The 13,525-nt window shown below is 67.1% G+C and carries 11 protein-coding genes; all 11 read right to left on the bottom strand.

Annotation, left to right across the window (positions count from 1 at the left end; all coding sequences use genetic code 11):
• Positions 1-11 precede the first annotated feature (11 nt).
• The 11 genes from rplB to AC0662_RS41055 all read right to left on the bottom strand — a co-directional run bounded on the left by rplB (position 12) and on the right by AC0662_RS41055 (position 13,520).
• Positions 12-845, bottom strand: a complete 834-nt coding sequence (gene rplB, locus AC0662_RS41105; protein WP_355482555.1) for a 50S ribosomal protein L2 — start codon at positions 843-845, stop codon at positions 12-14.
• Positions 845-1,150, bottom strand: a complete 306-nt coding sequence (rplW, locus tag AC0662_RS41100) for a 50S ribosomal protein L23 (protein WP_452201367.1) — start codon at positions 1,148-1,150, stop codon at positions 845-847. Before rplW ends, rplB begins: the two co-directional genes overlap by 1 nt.
• Positions 1,147-1,851, bottom strand: coding sequence for a 50S ribosomal protein L4 (rplD, locus tag AC0662_RS41095; RefSeq protein ID WP_452201369.1), 705 nt, complete (start codon positions 1,849-1,851; stop codon positions 1,147-1,149). The genes rplW and rplD overlap by 4 nt, the downstream gene beginning before the upstream one ends.
• Positions 1,848-2,507 (bottom strand): 50S ribosomal protein L3, encoded by a 660-nt coding sequence (gene rplC / locus AC0662_RS41090; protein WP_452201371.1) that lies wholly within the window; start codon positions 2,505-2,507, stop codon positions 1,848-1,850. The genes rplD and rplC overlap by 4 nt, the downstream gene beginning before the upstream one ends.
• 16 nt (positions 2,508-2,523) lie before the next feature.
• Positions 2,524-2,832, bottom strand: coding sequence for a 30S ribosomal protein S10 (rpsJ, locus tag AC0662_RS41085; RefSeq protein WP_012923688.1), 309 nt, complete (start codon positions 2,830-2,832; stop codon positions 2,524-2,526).
• Positions 2,833-3,193: 361 nt separating this feature from the next.
• Complete coding sequence (gene tuf, locus AC0662_RS41080) at positions 3,194-4,387, bottom strand: elongation factor Tu (RefSeq protein WP_452201373.1); 1,194 nt, start codon at positions 4,385-4,387, stop codon at positions 3,194-3,196.
• 72 nt (positions 4,388-4,459) lie between these two features.
• Entirely contained in the window at positions 4,460-6,571 is a 2,112-nt protein-coding gene (gene fusA / locus AC0662_RS41075; RefSeq protein ID WP_452201374.1) for an elongation factor G, read from the bottom strand.
• Positions 6,572-6,641: 70 nt separating this feature from the next.
• Entirely contained in the window at positions 6,642-7,112 is a 471-nt protein-coding gene (gene rpsG / locus AC0662_RS41070; RefSeq protein ID WP_184840555.1) for a 30S ribosomal protein S7, read from the bottom strand.
• The gene (gene rpsL / locus AC0662_RS41065; protein ID WP_141854829.1) at positions 7,112-7,486 is read right to left on the bottom strand and encodes a 30S ribosomal protein S12; all 375 of its coding nucleotides are present in this window, start codon (positions 7,484-7,486) and stop codon (positions 7,112-7,114) included. The genes rpsG and rpsL overlap by 1 nt, the downstream gene beginning before the upstream one ends.
• Positions 7,487-8,139: 653 nt before the next feature.
• Entirely contained in the window at positions 8,140-9,501 is a 1,362-nt protein-coding gene (locus AC0662_RS41060; protein ID WP_452201376.1) for a nuclear transport factor 2 family protein, read from the bottom strand.
• A 158-nt stretch (positions 9,502-9,659) separates the two neighbouring features.
• Complete coding sequence (locus AC0662_RS41055; protein WP_452201378.1) at positions 9,660-13,520, bottom strand: DNA-directed RNA polymerase subunit beta'; 3,861 nt, start codon at positions 13,518-13,520, stop codon at positions 9,660-9,662.
• Positions 13,521-13,525 lie beyond the last annotated feature (5 nt).

Raw genomic sequence — 13,525 nt, 5'->3', positions numbered from 1 at the left:
CCGGCTCCCTATCAGCGCTTCTTGCCGGCCTTGCGACGCCGGACGATCATGCGGTCGCTTTCCTTGCGGGTGCGGGTCCGGCCTTCCGGCTGGCCCCACGGGGACACCGGGTGGCGACCACCCGAGGTCTTACCCTCACCACCACCGTGCGGGTGGTCGACCGGGTTCATCGCGACACCGCGGACGGTCGGGCGCTTGCCCTTCCAGCGCATCCGGCCCGCCTTGCCCCAGTTGATGTTCGACTGCTCGCCGTTGCCGACCTCACCGAGGGTGGCGCGGCAGCGTACGTCGACCATCCGAACCTCACCCGACGGCATCCGCAGGGTGGCCATCCGGCCTTCCTTCGCGACCAGCTGGATGCTCGCACCCGCCGAGCGGCCCATCTTGGCGCCACCACCCGGGCGCAGCTCGACGGCGTGCACCGTGGAGCCGACCGGGATGTTGCGCAGCGGCAGGTTGTTGCCGATCTTGATGTCCGCGGCCGGGCCGTTCTCGACGATCGTGCCCTGGCGCAGGTTGGACGGGGCGAGGATGTAGCGCTTCTCGCCGTCCACGTAGTGCAGCAGCGCGATCCGCGCGGTGCGGTTCGGGTCGTACTCGATGTGCGCGACCTTGGCCGGCACGCCGTCCTTGTCGTACCGCTTGAAGTCGATCAGCCGGTACGCCCGCTTGTGACCGCCACCGTGGTGCCGGGTGGTGATCTTGCCGGAGTTGTTCCGGCCGCCCTTCTTGGGCAGCGGACGCAGCAGCGACTTCTCGGGGGTCGAACGGGTGAGCTCGACGAAGTCGGCCACGCTCGAGCCACGGCGGCCCGGCGTTGTCGGCTTGTACTTGCGGATTCCCATTACGACTGGCCTCCGAAGATGTCGATGCGGTCGTCACCCTTGAGGGTCACGATCGCCCGCTTGATGTCCGGGCGCTTGCCCCAGCCCGCACGAGTGCGGCGGCGCTTGCCCTTGCGGTTGAGGGTGTTGACGTCGCTGACCTTGACCTTGAACACCTTCTCGACCGCGAGCTTGATCTCGGTCTTGTTGGCGTCCGGGGCGACCTCGAACGTGTACTTCTGCTCGTCCAGCAGGCCGTAGCTCTTCTCGCTCACGACCGGCCGGAGCAGCACGTCCCGGGGGTCCTTGTTGACTCCGTGGCTCATGCCTCTACCTCCTCGGCCTCAGTCGACGTGGCGACGGCCTTGACGGACTTTCCCTTGGGCGCGCCGGCGACGTAGCTGTCCAGCGCGTCCTTCGTGAACACGACCGAGTCGCTGACCAGGACGTCGTACGCGTTCAGCTGGTCGGCGGCGATCAGGTGCACGTGCTGCACGTTGCGCAGGCTCAGCCAGGTGAGCTCGTCCTCGCGGCCGACGACCACCAGGGCCTTGCCCGGGTCGGTGACCTCGTTGAGCACCTTCAGCGCCGACTTGGTGGAGGGCTTGTCGCCGTCCACGAAGCTCTCGACCACGAAGACCTGGCCGTCGCGGGCCCGGTCGGACAGCGCACCGCGGAGCGCAGCGGCGATCATCTTCTTCGGGGTCCGCTGGCTGTAGTCCCGCGGCAACGGGCCGTGGACGACGCCACCGCCGGTGAACTGCGGCGCGCGGGTCGAACCCTGGCGGGCGCGACCGGTGCCCTTCTGGCGGTACGGCTTGGCGCCACCGCCGGACACCTCGCCCCGGGTCTTCGCCTTGTGCGTACCCTGGCGGGCCGCGGCCAGCTGGGCCACCACGACCTGGTGAATCAGCGGCACGTTGACCTGCACGTCGAACAGCTCGGCCGGAAGCTCGGCGGAACCCTTCTTGCTGACCTTGTCGCCCTTCACGACGACGACGTCGACGGTGTTGGATGCGGGGCTCACTTCGCAGCTCCCTTCGCGGCGTTGCGGATCAATACCAGACCGCCCTTGGGGCCGGGAACCGCACCCTTCAGCAGGATCAGGCCGCGCTCGGTGTCGATCGCGTGCACCGCGATGTTCTGCGTGGTGACCTGCTCCTGACCCATCCGGCCTGCCATCCGCAGACCCTTGAAGACCCGGCCGGGGGTGGCGCAACCGCCGATGGAGCCCGGCGAACGGTGCTTCTTGTGCACACCGTGCGTGGCGCGCAGACCGTGGAAGCCGTGCCGCTTCATCACACCGGCGAAGCCCTTGCCCTTGCTGGTCGCGGAAACGTCGACCCGCTCGCCGGCCTCGAAGGCCTCGGCGTTGATCTCCTGGCCCAGGGTGTACTCACTGGCGTCGGCGGTGCGCAGCTCCAGCAGGTGGCGCCGCGGCGTCACGCCGGCCTTGTCGAAGTGACCGCGCAGGGGCTTGGTCACCTTGCGGGGGTCGATGTCGCCGAAGGCGATCTGGACGCCGTCGTAGCCGTCCCGGTCCGCGGTGCGGACGCCGGTGACGACACACGGCCCGGCCTGGACCACGGTGACGGGGACGACACGGTTGTTCTCGTCCCAGGTCTGGGTCATGCCGAGCTTGGTGCCCAGCAGACCGCGCGTGTTCTTGGTGGAAGTGCTCATTGGTTGTACGCGTCCCTCAGAGCTTGATCTCGATGTCGACACCGGCCGGCAGGTCGAGACGCATCAGCGAGTCGACGGTCTTCGGCGTGGGGTCGATGATGTCGATGAGCCGCTTGTGGGTGCGCATCTCGAAGTGCTCGCGGCTGTCCTTGTACTTGTGCGGCGAGCGGATGACGCAGAACACGTTCTTTTCCGTCGGCAACGGCACCGGGCCAGCAACCTTCGCACCAGTACGCGTCACCGTGTCGACAATCTTGCGTGCCGAGCTGTCGATGACCTCGTGGTCGTAGGCCTTCAGCCGGATGCGGATCTTCTGTCCCGCCATCGCTTCGCTTCGTCCTTCTCTATCGTCTTTCGGGCTGTTGCTCCGACCCCCGCGGTCGGGTGTGTCGCGGACGCGGCACGCGCGTGACTCACCGCTTTGTCGACCTTGGTGGAGATCGGGGCCCCGGTCTCGGACCGGAACCTCGGCAGGGTCTCCGGTCCGGCGCACCAGCCAGATCAAGAAGATCTGGGGCGCACCCCGGCGGCCTAGCCTGAGCAACCTGAATATTGTGCCAGAGATCGGCGCCGGAACGCCAATCGGGCGGCTTCCACGCCTGATCCGGTACCACCTGAGCGCCGGATCAGGCGCAAAGCAGAGGTCCGCGGGGGCTCAGTCTCGAGCCCTCGCGGACCTCATGAGATCACTTGATGATCTTGGTGACCCGGCCGGCGCCGACGGTGCGGCCACCTTCACGGATCGCGAACTTCAGACCGTCCTCCATGGCGATCGGCTGGATCAGCTCGACCAACATGTCGGTGTTGTCGCCCGGCATGACCATCTCGGTGCCCTCGGGCAGCGTGACGACACCGGTGACGTCGGTGGTGCGGAAGTAGAACTGCGGGCGGTAGTTCTGGAAGAACGGCGTGTGCCGGCCGCCCTCCTCCTTCGACAGGATGTAGACCGACGCCTCGAAGTTCGTGTGCGGGGTCGTGGTGCCCGGCTTGATGACAACCATGCCGCGCTCGACGTCCTCGCGCTTCGTACCACGGAGCAGCAGACCGACGTTCTCACCGGCCTGGCCCTCGTCGAGCAGCTTGCGGAACATCTCGATACCGGTGACCGTGGTGGTCTGCTTCTCCGGACGGATGCCGACGATGTCGACGGTCTCGTTGACCTTGATGACACCGCGCTCGATCCGGCCGGTGATGACCGTACCGCGACCCGTGATGGTGAAGACGTCCTCCACCGGCATCAGGAACGGCTTGTCGATCTCGCGCTCCGGCTGCGGGATGTAGGAGTCCACGGCGTTCATCAGCTCGAGGATCGACTCGCCCCACTTGGCGTCGCCCTGCAGCGCCGGGTGAGCGGCGACGCGGACGATCGGCGCGTTGTCGCCGTCGAACTCCTGCTCCGAGAGCAGCTCGCGAACCTCGAGCTCGACGAGCTCCAGGATCTCCTCGTCGTCGACCATGTCGCACTTGTTCAGGGCGACGACCATCGCCGGCACGCCGACCTGACGGGCGAGCAGCACGTGCTCACGCGTCTGCGGCATCGGGCCGTCGGTGGCGGCGACGACCAGGATCGCACCGTCCATCTGGGCCGCACCGGTGATCATGTTCTTGATGTAGTCCGCGTGACCCGGGCAGTCGACGTGGGCGTAGTGCCGGGCCTCGGTCTGGTACTCGACGTGCGCGATCGAGATGGTGATACCGCGCTGACGCTCTTCCGGCGCCTTGTCGATCTGATCGAAGGCCGACGCCTCGTTGAGCGTCGGGTACTTGTCGTGCAGCACCTTGGTGATCGCCGCGGTAAGCGTGGTCTTACCGTGGTCGATGTGACCGATGGTGCCGATGTTGACGTGCGGCTTAGTCCGCTCGAACTTCGCCTTAGCCACTGGGGCCCTCCTGGAAAATGTTGACTTACGCCGTACGCCGACGCGCTGTGGGTTGGTTGGACCGGGACGAAACTACTCGCCGCGGGCCTTCTTGATGATCTCTTCCGCCACGTTCTTCGGAACCTCGGCGTAGGAATCGAACTGCATCGAGTAGGACGCGCGGCCCTGGGTCTTCGACCGCAGGTCGCCGACGTACCCGAACATCTCGGACAGCGGCACCAGGGCCTTGACGACCCGGCTGCCACCGGGGCCTTCGTCCATCGACTGGATCTGGCCACGGCGTGAGTTGAGGTCGCCGATCACTTCACCCATGTAGTCCTCGGGCGTGGTGACCTCGACCGCGAACATCGGCTCCAGGATGACCGGGGTCGCCCGCCGGGCAGCATCCTTGAAGGCCATCGAACCGGCGATCTTGAACGCGAGCTCGGAGGAGTCGACGTCGTGGTAGGCGCCGTCGGTCAGCGTGACCTTGACGTCCACCATCGGGTAGCCGGCCAGTACGCCGAACTCCATCGCCTCCTGGGCGCCCTCGTCCACCGACGGGATGTACTCCCGGGGGATCCGGCCACCGGTGACGGAGTTGACGAACTCGTAGCCACCCTCGCCACCGGCCTCGACCGAGGTCGGCTCGATGTTGATGATCACACGCGCGAACTGACCCGAACCACCGGTCTGCTTCTTGTGCGTGTAGTCGACCTTCTCGACCTTCTTCTTGATGGTCTCGCGGTAGGCGACCTGCGGCTTGCCGACGTTCGCCTCGACGCGGAACTCACGCTTCATACGGTCGACCAGCACCTCGAGGTGCAGCTCGCCCATACCGGCGATGATGGTCTGGCCGGTGTCGTCGTCGGTCCGGACCTGGAAGGTCGGGTCCTCCTCGGCGAGCCGCTGGATCGCGACGCCCAGCTTCTCCTGGTCGGCCTTCGACTTCGGCTCGATGGCGACCGAGATGACCGGGGCCGGGAACTGCATCGACTCCAGCACGACCTGCTTGGCCGGGTCGCACAGGGTCTCACCGGTGGTGGTGTCCTTCAGGCCCATCACCGCGACGATGTGGCCGGCGCCGATCGACGCGATCTCCTCACGCTTGTTCGCGTGCATGCGGTAGATCTTGCCGATCCGCTCCTTGCGGCCCTTCGTCGGGTTCAGCACCTGGGTGCCGGTCTCGAGCTTGCCCGAGTACACCCGGATGAAGGTCAGCTTGCCCAGGTGCGGGTCGGCCGCGATCTTGAACGCCAGCGCCGAGAACGGCTCGCTGTCGTCCGGCTTGCGCAGTACGACGGTCTCCGGGTCCTTGACGTCGTGGCCCTCGATGGCCGGGACGTCGATCGGGCTCGGCAGGTACGCGTTGATCGCGTCGAGCAGGGGCTGGACGCCCTTGTTCTTGAACGCCGTACCGGTCAGCACCGGGGTCAGCTTGCTGGCGATGGTCGCGCGGCGGATGGCCGCGACGAGCTGCTCCTGGGTGGGCTCGTCGCCCTCCAGGTACATCTCCATGATCTCGTCGTCGGCCTCGGCCAGCGTCTCGATCAGCTTGTCGCGCCACTCGGCGGCGATCTCGGTGTGGCTGGCCGGGATCTCCTCGACGGTGTAGTCCTCACCCATCGTGGTCTCGCCGCGCCAGGTCAGCGCCCGCATCCCGATCAGGTCGACGACGCCGATGAAGTCGGCCTCGGACCCGATCGGCAGCTGCAGCACCAGCGGCACCGCGGCCAGGCGGTCGACGATCATGTCGACACAGCGCATGAACTCGGCGCCGGTGCGGTCCAGCTTGTTGACGAAGCAGATCCGGGGTACGCCGTACCGGTCGGCCTGACGCCAGACCGTCTCCGACTGCGGCTCCACGCCGGCGACACCGTCGAACACCGCGACGGCCCCGTCGAGGACGCGCAGCGAGCGCTCCACCTCGACGGTGAAGTCGACGTGCCCGGGGGTGTCGATGATGTTGATGGTGTGGTCTTTCCAGGTGCAGGTCGTCGCGGCGGACGTGATGGTGATGCCGCGCTCCTGCTCCTGCTCCATCCAGTCCATCGTGGCGGCGCCGTCGTGGACCTCACCGATCTTGTAAGTGATACCGGTGTAGAAGAGGATCCGCTCGGTCGTCGTCGTCTTGCCGGCGTCGATGTGGGCCATGATCCCGATGTTGCGGACCTTGGCCAGGTCGGTGGTGATTTGTACGGCCACCTCGGTGGTCTACCTCTCGATTCTGTACTGCGTCAAAGGGTGAGTGCTGGGGTCCGGATCGGACCCCGGATCACCAGCGGTAGTGGGCGAAAGCCTTGTTGGCTTCGGCCATCTTGTGCGTGTCCTCGCGGCGCTTCACCGACGCGCCGAGACCGTTGGAAGCGTCCAGGATCTCGTTCATCAGCCGCTCGGACATGGTCTTCTCGCGACGGGCGCGGGAGTACGACGTCAGCCAGCGCAGCGCCAGCGTGGTGGAGCGACCGGGCTTGACCTCGATCGGCACCTGGTAGGTGGCACCACCGACGCGGCGGCTCTTCACCTCGATGCTCGGCTTCACGTTGTCCAGCGCACGCTTCAGCGTGATCACCGGGTCGGTGCCGGTCTTGGTGCGAGTGCCCTCGAGAGCGCTGTAGACGATGCTCTGCGCGATCTGCTTCTTGCCGTCGACCAGGATCTTCGAGATCAACTGGGTGACGAGCGGCGAACTGTAGACCGGGTCGATGATGACCGGGCGCTTCGGGGCGGGGCCCTTGCGCGGCATTAGCTCTTCTCCTTCTTCGCGCCGTACAGGCTGCGAGCCTGCTTCCGGTTCTTCACACCCTGGGTGTCGAGCGAACCGCGGATGATCTTGTACCGGACACCCGGCAGGTCCTTCACACGACCGCCACGGACGAGCACGATCGAGTGCTCCTGCAGGTTGTGGCCGACGCCGGGGATGTAGGCGGTGACCTCGATGCCGCTGGTCAGGCGGACACGCGCAACCTTGCGAAGCGCCGAGTTCGGCTTCTTCGGCGTGGTCGTGTAGACGCGCGTGCACACACCACGACGCTGAGGGGAACCCTTCAGGGCCGGCGTCTTGTTCTTGGACACCTTGTCCTGGCGGCCCTTGCGGACCAGCTGCTGAATGGTGGGCACCGCGTAGCTCTTTCTGTCGTCCGGCTGGGTTTGTTGCTTTTGCCTGACCCCCGCGGTCGGGTGTGTCGCGTGCGCACGAGCAGACCGAAGCCGTAATCTTCCAGACTGTCGGCAGGAGTCCCGTGCCACGCGGCCCGATCCGTTGGACGAGGGGCACGCATGACGGCCCAGGAAAGACCCCGGGCACGATCGTTAAGACTAGCGGGTGCCCCAAGCACGGTCAAAATGACTAACCGACCACGACAGAGGACCTTCCGCCATTCCAGTGTACAGGGCCTCCAAGGCGGCCCTCAGGGTTCGCGAACCGGCCGCTTCCGGCGACTCGTCCACCGTTGTCACAGCCGCCCCCGGCAAGCGCTTCCACGGGCCCATCTCACCCTGCGTGGCGGCCTGCACAGGCGCCGATCACCCGACTGTCCTACACCGCTGGATCCCCTTGTGACACAGGGATTCCCGTCGATCCGAGACCCGCGACATCTGCCGGTACGACGACCTTCCGGCGCGCGCCCTCCGACCCGTCTCCGGGACCGGAACGGGCCGCCGTACCGACCCTCCCGGCGACCCCTCCGGCGGCGATCGCCGGAGGTATCACGCCCGGACCAGTTGGCCTTCGCCGGCCGGTCCCACGGCCGTCCACGAGGTGGATCCTCGTCTCAGACGCGGAACTCGACCTCGGTGATGAGGCCGTCGACGACGCGGTACAGGGCGAGCTGCGGGACGGCATCGCCGTCGTCGTACGTGATCACGTGCTCGACCACCCACTCCCCCAGCGTCAGTTTCTGCACCAGTTCGGTCTTGCACTGGCCGGCGTCGAACCGCGGCCGGTAGAACTCGCGGAGGAAGCGGCGGCCCTTGAGTTCGGAGCCGTCCGCGCGCACGATCCGGGCGGTCGGCGAGTAGGTGGCCAGGAAGCCCTCGAGGTCGTGCGAGGCGTACGCGGCGTGCTCGCGGGCGACCACCCGGGCGGCCGGGGTGTCGGCGGTGACGGCCGCGACGGTCGCCATCCCGAGATCGGCCAGCGGCGGCTGCGTCGGTGCCACAGAGGGTGTCGAGGCGGGCGTCGAGACGGGCGGGGAGGCGGGAAGGGGAGCTGGGGCTGGAGCGGCCTTCGGCGCCGGCCGGACGGCGGGTTCAGCCGGCGCCGGGGGCTGCTTGACCGCCGCGGGTTCCCTGGTCTTCGCGGTCGTTGCCGCTCGCCGGGGTGCGGTGGTCTTCTTCTTGGCCGGGGGTGGGACGAGGAGCTTGCCGTCGTGACCAGGCTCCTCGCCGAGGTGGGCAATCGCCCAGTCGAGAGCCTTCGTCACGGCAGTGCGTGATTCTTCGGTGTGGTCGAGCATGTCGAACCCGTGGTGCCCTTTCGGTACGTCGATGATGTCCAGCGCAGCGCCACCCGCGGAAACGAACTCCGCGACCGGACCGGCGAGCTCCTCACGCTCGAGTCCAGCTCTCGTCAGCAGCACCGGCAGACCTGTACTTGATTCCTTCCCCACCCCACCGCCCCGGTCGTGTTTGCCGATCACCTCGGCAGCAGTTACCAGATCGTCGACACCGGGCGGGGTGGCGAGCAGGGGGTAGGACAGGGACACGAAGCGCAGCCAGTCGGGGCGGCTGTCCAGCCACTCCCCGGCCAGCAGGCCGGCGCCCGAGAAGAACCACAGACCGACCCGATCGGGGTCGACCCGTGGATCCGAACGCAGTACGCCGACCGCGGCCTCCACCTCGTCCGCGGCCTCGACCAGGCGGTCCAGACCGTGGATCAGGCTGTGGTCGACGACTGCGGCCACCAGGCCTCGCCTGGCGGCAGCGGTCGCGTAGCCCTTGTAGACCGGCCAGTCCCGAGGCATCACCTCGAGGCCGGCTGGTCCGGGTCCCCCGTGCACGAAGAGAATTGCGCCGCCTCGGGCGGTACCGGGCGGGCGGTACAGGTCGATCTCCCCCAGGCGATCGACGCGTACATCGGAACCTTCCAGAACCCCCAGGACGAAAGGCCGCAGGTAGGCCGGCAGATCCGTCATGCACCAATCTTGGCGTATCAGGGGCACACTTTCAGCCGCCACCCCGAGTGTCTTTTCCAGCACCCGTCGCACCGGCCCTCGTACTGGCCTCTTACCGGCCCGGAAATGCCGCGAGGGCGGCACCTCCCAGCTGGGAAGTACCGCCCTCGGCGGGGTGCTCAGTTCTGGTAGGAACCGAGGTCGAAGTCGTCGAGCGGGACCGACTGACCGGTGGACGGGCCGAAGTCGTAGTCGTACGACTCGTAGCCGACCATCGAGTACATCGCGGCCTTCGCCTCCTCGGTGGGCTCCACCCGGATGTTGCGGTAACGGTCCATGCCCGTACCGGCCGGGATCAGCTTGCCGATGATGACGTTCTCCTTCAGACCGACCAGCGAGTCGGACTTGCCGTGGATCGCGGCCTCGGTGAGGACGCGGGTCGTCTCCTGGAAGGAGGCGGCCGACAGCCACGACTCGGTCGCCAGCGAGGCCTTGGTGATACCCATCAGCACCGGACGGCCCGAAGCCGGCGTACCGCCCTCGGCCACGACGCGACGGTTCTCCGCCTCGAACATGATCCGGTCCGCGAGCTCACCCGGCAGCAGGTTCGCCTCGCCGGACTCGATCACCGTGACCCGGCGCAGCATCTGCCGGACGATGATCTCGATGTGCTTGTCGTGGATGGCCACACCCTGCGACCGGTACACCTCCTGGACCTCGTCCACCAGGTGCTCCTGCGCCTTGCGGACACCCAGGATCCGCAGAACCTCCTGCGGGTCCGGCGTACCCTGCGTCAACTGCTGACCGACCTCGACGTGCTGACCCTCTTCGATCAGCAGGCGGCCACGCTTCGACACCGGGTAGGCGACCTCCTCGGAACCGTCGTCCGGGGTGAGCACCAGCTTCCGGGTCTTGTCGGTGTCCTCGATCGAGATCCGGCCCGCGGCCTCCGAGATCGGCGCCTTGCCCTTGGGCTGGCGGGCCTCGAAGAGCTCGACCACACGCGGCAGACCGTGGGTGATGTCATCACCCGCGACACCACCGGTGTGGAAGGTACGCATCGTCAGCTGCGTGCCCGGCTCACCGATGGACTGCGCCGCGATGATGCCGACCGCCTCGCCGATGTCGACCGGCTTGCCGGTCGCCAGCGAACGCCCGTAGCACTTCGCGCAGGTACCGGTCTTGGCGTCACAGGTGAGCACCGACCGGACCTTCACCGACTCGATGCCGGCCGCGACCAGCTTCGAGATCGACACGTCGCCCAGGTCGGCGCCGCCGGCGAGCACGACGTTGCCGTCGGCGTCCAGGGCGTCGGTGGCCAGGGTCCGCGCGTAGGCGCTGGTCTCCACGTTCTCGGCGTGCACGACCTTGCCGGACGGGTCCTTCTCTCCGATCTGCTTCGGCAGGCCCCGCTCGGTGCCGCAGTCCTCCTCGCGGATGATGACGTCCTGCGACACGTCCACCAGACGCCGGGTCAGGTACCCCGAGTCGGCGGTCCGCAGCGCGGTGTCGGCCAGACCCTTCCGCGCACCGTGGGTGGCGATGAAGTACTCGACCACCGACAGGCCCTCACGGAAGTTGGACTTGATCGGCCGGGCGATGATCTCGCCCTTCGGGTTGGCCACCAGACCACGCATACCGGAGATCTGCCGGATCTGCATCATGTTGCCTCGGGCACCGGAGTGCACCATCATCCAGATCGGGTTGTCCTTGGCGAAGTTCTCCTCCATCGCCTTACCGACCTCGGCGTTGGCGCCGGTCCAGATCTCGATCAGCTCCTGACGCCGCTCGGACGAGGTGATCAGACCCCGCTCGAACTGCTTCTGGACCTTCTCGGCCTGGGACTCGTACCGGGCCATGATCTCGGGCTTCGACGGCGGCGTGCTGAAGTCGTCGATGGACACCGTGACACCGGACCGGGTGGACCAGTAGTAGCCGAGGTCCTTCAGCGCGTCCAGCGCGTGCGCCACCTCGACCTTGGTGTACCGCTCGGCCAGGTCGTTGACGATCCCACCGAGCTGCTTCTTGCCCACCTCGGCGTCGACGAACGCGTAGTCCGTCGGGAGCGCCTCGTTGAACAGTGCGCGGCCCAGCGTGGTCTCCAGCGCGAACCCGCCGTCACCCAGGTCGATCGAGCCCGCCGGCGCGGCCGAGCCGCTCAGCCGGATCGCGATCTTGGCCTGCAGCGACAACTCGTTGCGGTCGAAGGCCATCGTGGCCTCGGCCACCGAGCTGAACGCCCGGCCCTCGCCCTTGGCGCCTTCCTTGAGCATCGTCAGGAAGTAGATGCCGATGATCATGTCCTGCGTCGGCATCGTGACGGGACGTCCGTCGGCCGGCTTCAGGATGTTGTTCGTCGACAGCATCAGGATCCGGGCCTCGGCCTGCGCCTCGGCCGACAGCGGCAGGTGCACCGCCATCTGGTCACCGTCGAAGTCCGCGTTGAACGCGGAGCAGACGAGCGGGTGGATCTGGATCGCCTTGCCCTCGATCAGCTGCGGCTCGAACGCCTGGATGCCGAGCCGGTGCAGCGTAGGCGCACGGTTCAGCAGCACCGGGTGCTCGGTGATGACCTCTTCCAGCACGTCCCAGACCTGGGCGCGCTGACGCTCGACCATCCGCTTGGCGGACTTGATGTTCTGCGCGTGGTTGAGGTCGACCAGCCGCTTCATCACGAACGGCTTGAACAGCTCCAGCGCCATCGCCTTCGGCAGACCGCACTGGTGCAGCTTCAGCTGCGGGCCGACCACGATGACCGAACGGCCCGAGTAGTCGACGCGCTTGCCGAGCAGGTTCTGACGGAAACGACCCTGCTTGCCCTTGAGCATGTCGGACAGCGACTTCAGCGGCCGGTTGCCCGGGCCGGTGACCGGACGACCACGGCGGCCGTTGTCGAACAGCGCGTCGACGGCCTCCTGGAGCATCCGCTTCTCGTTGTTGACGATGATCTCCGGCGCGCCCAGGTCGAGCAGCCGCTTGAGCCGGTTGTTCCGGTTGATCACCCGGCGGTACAGGTCGTTCAGGTCCGAGGTGGCGAACCGGCCACCGTCGAGCTGCACCATCGGGCGCAGGTCCGGCGGGATCACCGGGACGCAGTCCAGGACCATGCCCATCGGGCTGTTGTTGGTGGCCAGGAACGCGGTGACGACCTTCAGCCGCTTCAGGGCGCGGGTCTTGCGCTGCCCCTTACCGGTCTTGATCGTCTCGCGCAGGTTGTCCGCCTCGGCCTTCAGGTCGAAGGTCTCCAGCCGGCGCTGGATCGCGGCGGCACCCATGGCGCCCTCGAAGTACTTGCCGAACCGCTCCTTCATGGCGCGGTAGAGGATCTCGTCGCCCTCCAGGTCCTGGACCTTCAGGTTCTTGAACCGGGTCCAGACCTCGTCGAGGCGGTCGATCTCGCGCTGCGCACGGTCGCGCAGCTGCTTGACCTCACGCTCGGCGCCTTCCTTGACCTTGCGGCGGACGTCGGCCTTGGCGCCCTCGGCCTCGAGCTGCGCCAGGTCCTCCTCGAGCTTCTTCATCCGCGTCTCGATGTCGTTGTCACGACGGTTCTCGAGCTGCTTGCGCTCGACGTCGACACGACCCTCGAGCGACGACAGGTCGCGGTGCCGCGACTCGTCGTCGACGTCGGTGATCATGTACGCCGCGAAGTAGATGACCTTCTCCAGGTCCTTCGGGGCGAGGTCGAGCAGGTAGCCGAGGCGCGACGGGACACCCTTGAAGTACCAGATGTGGGTGACCGGCGCGGCCAGCTCGATGTGGCCCATCCGCTCGCGGCGCACCTTGGAGCGGGTGACCTCGACGCCACACCGCTCGCAGATGATGCCCTTGAAGCGAACGCGCTTGTACTTACCGCAGTAGCACTCCCAGTCCCGGGTGGGACCGAAGATCTTCTCGCAGAACAGACCGTCACGCTCGGGCTTGAGCGTCCGGTAGTTGATCGTCTCCGGCTTCTTGACCTCGCCGTGCGACCACTGGCGGATCTCGTCCGCAGTGGCCAGGCCGATCCGAAGCTCGTCGAAGAAGTTCACGTCGAGCACGATGT

Source organism: Kribbella sp. NPDC043289 (assembly GCF_056436705.1).
This window is presented reverse-complemented; position numbering and strand designations above follow the sequence as displayed.

Excerpts from the sequence above, each read along its gene's own strand:
- rpsG (WP_184840555.1), bottom strand. The coding sequence starts at position 7,112 with ATGCCGCGCAAGGGCCCCGCCCCGAAGCGCCCGGTCATCATCGACCCG.
- rplB (WP_355482555.1), bottom strand. The coding sequence starts at position 845 with ATGGGAATCCGCAAGTACAAGCCGACAACGCCGGGCCGCCGTGGCTCG.
- rpsJ (WP_012923688.1), bottom strand. The coding sequence starts at position 2,832 with ATGGCGGGACAGAAGATCCGCATCCGGCTGAAGGCCTACGACCACGAG.
- rplC (WP_452201371.1), bottom strand. The coding sequence starts at position 2,507 with ATGAGCACTTCCACCAAGAACACGCGCGGTCTGCTGGGCACCAAGCTC.
- rplW (WP_452201367.1), bottom strand. The coding sequence starts at position 1,150 with ATGAGCCACGGAGTCAACAAGGACCCCCGGGACGTGCTGCTCCGGCCG.
- AC0662_RS41060 (WP_452201376.1), bottom strand. The coding sequence starts at position 9,501 with ATGACGGATCTGCCGGCCTACCTGCGGCCTTTCGTCCTGGGGGTTCTG.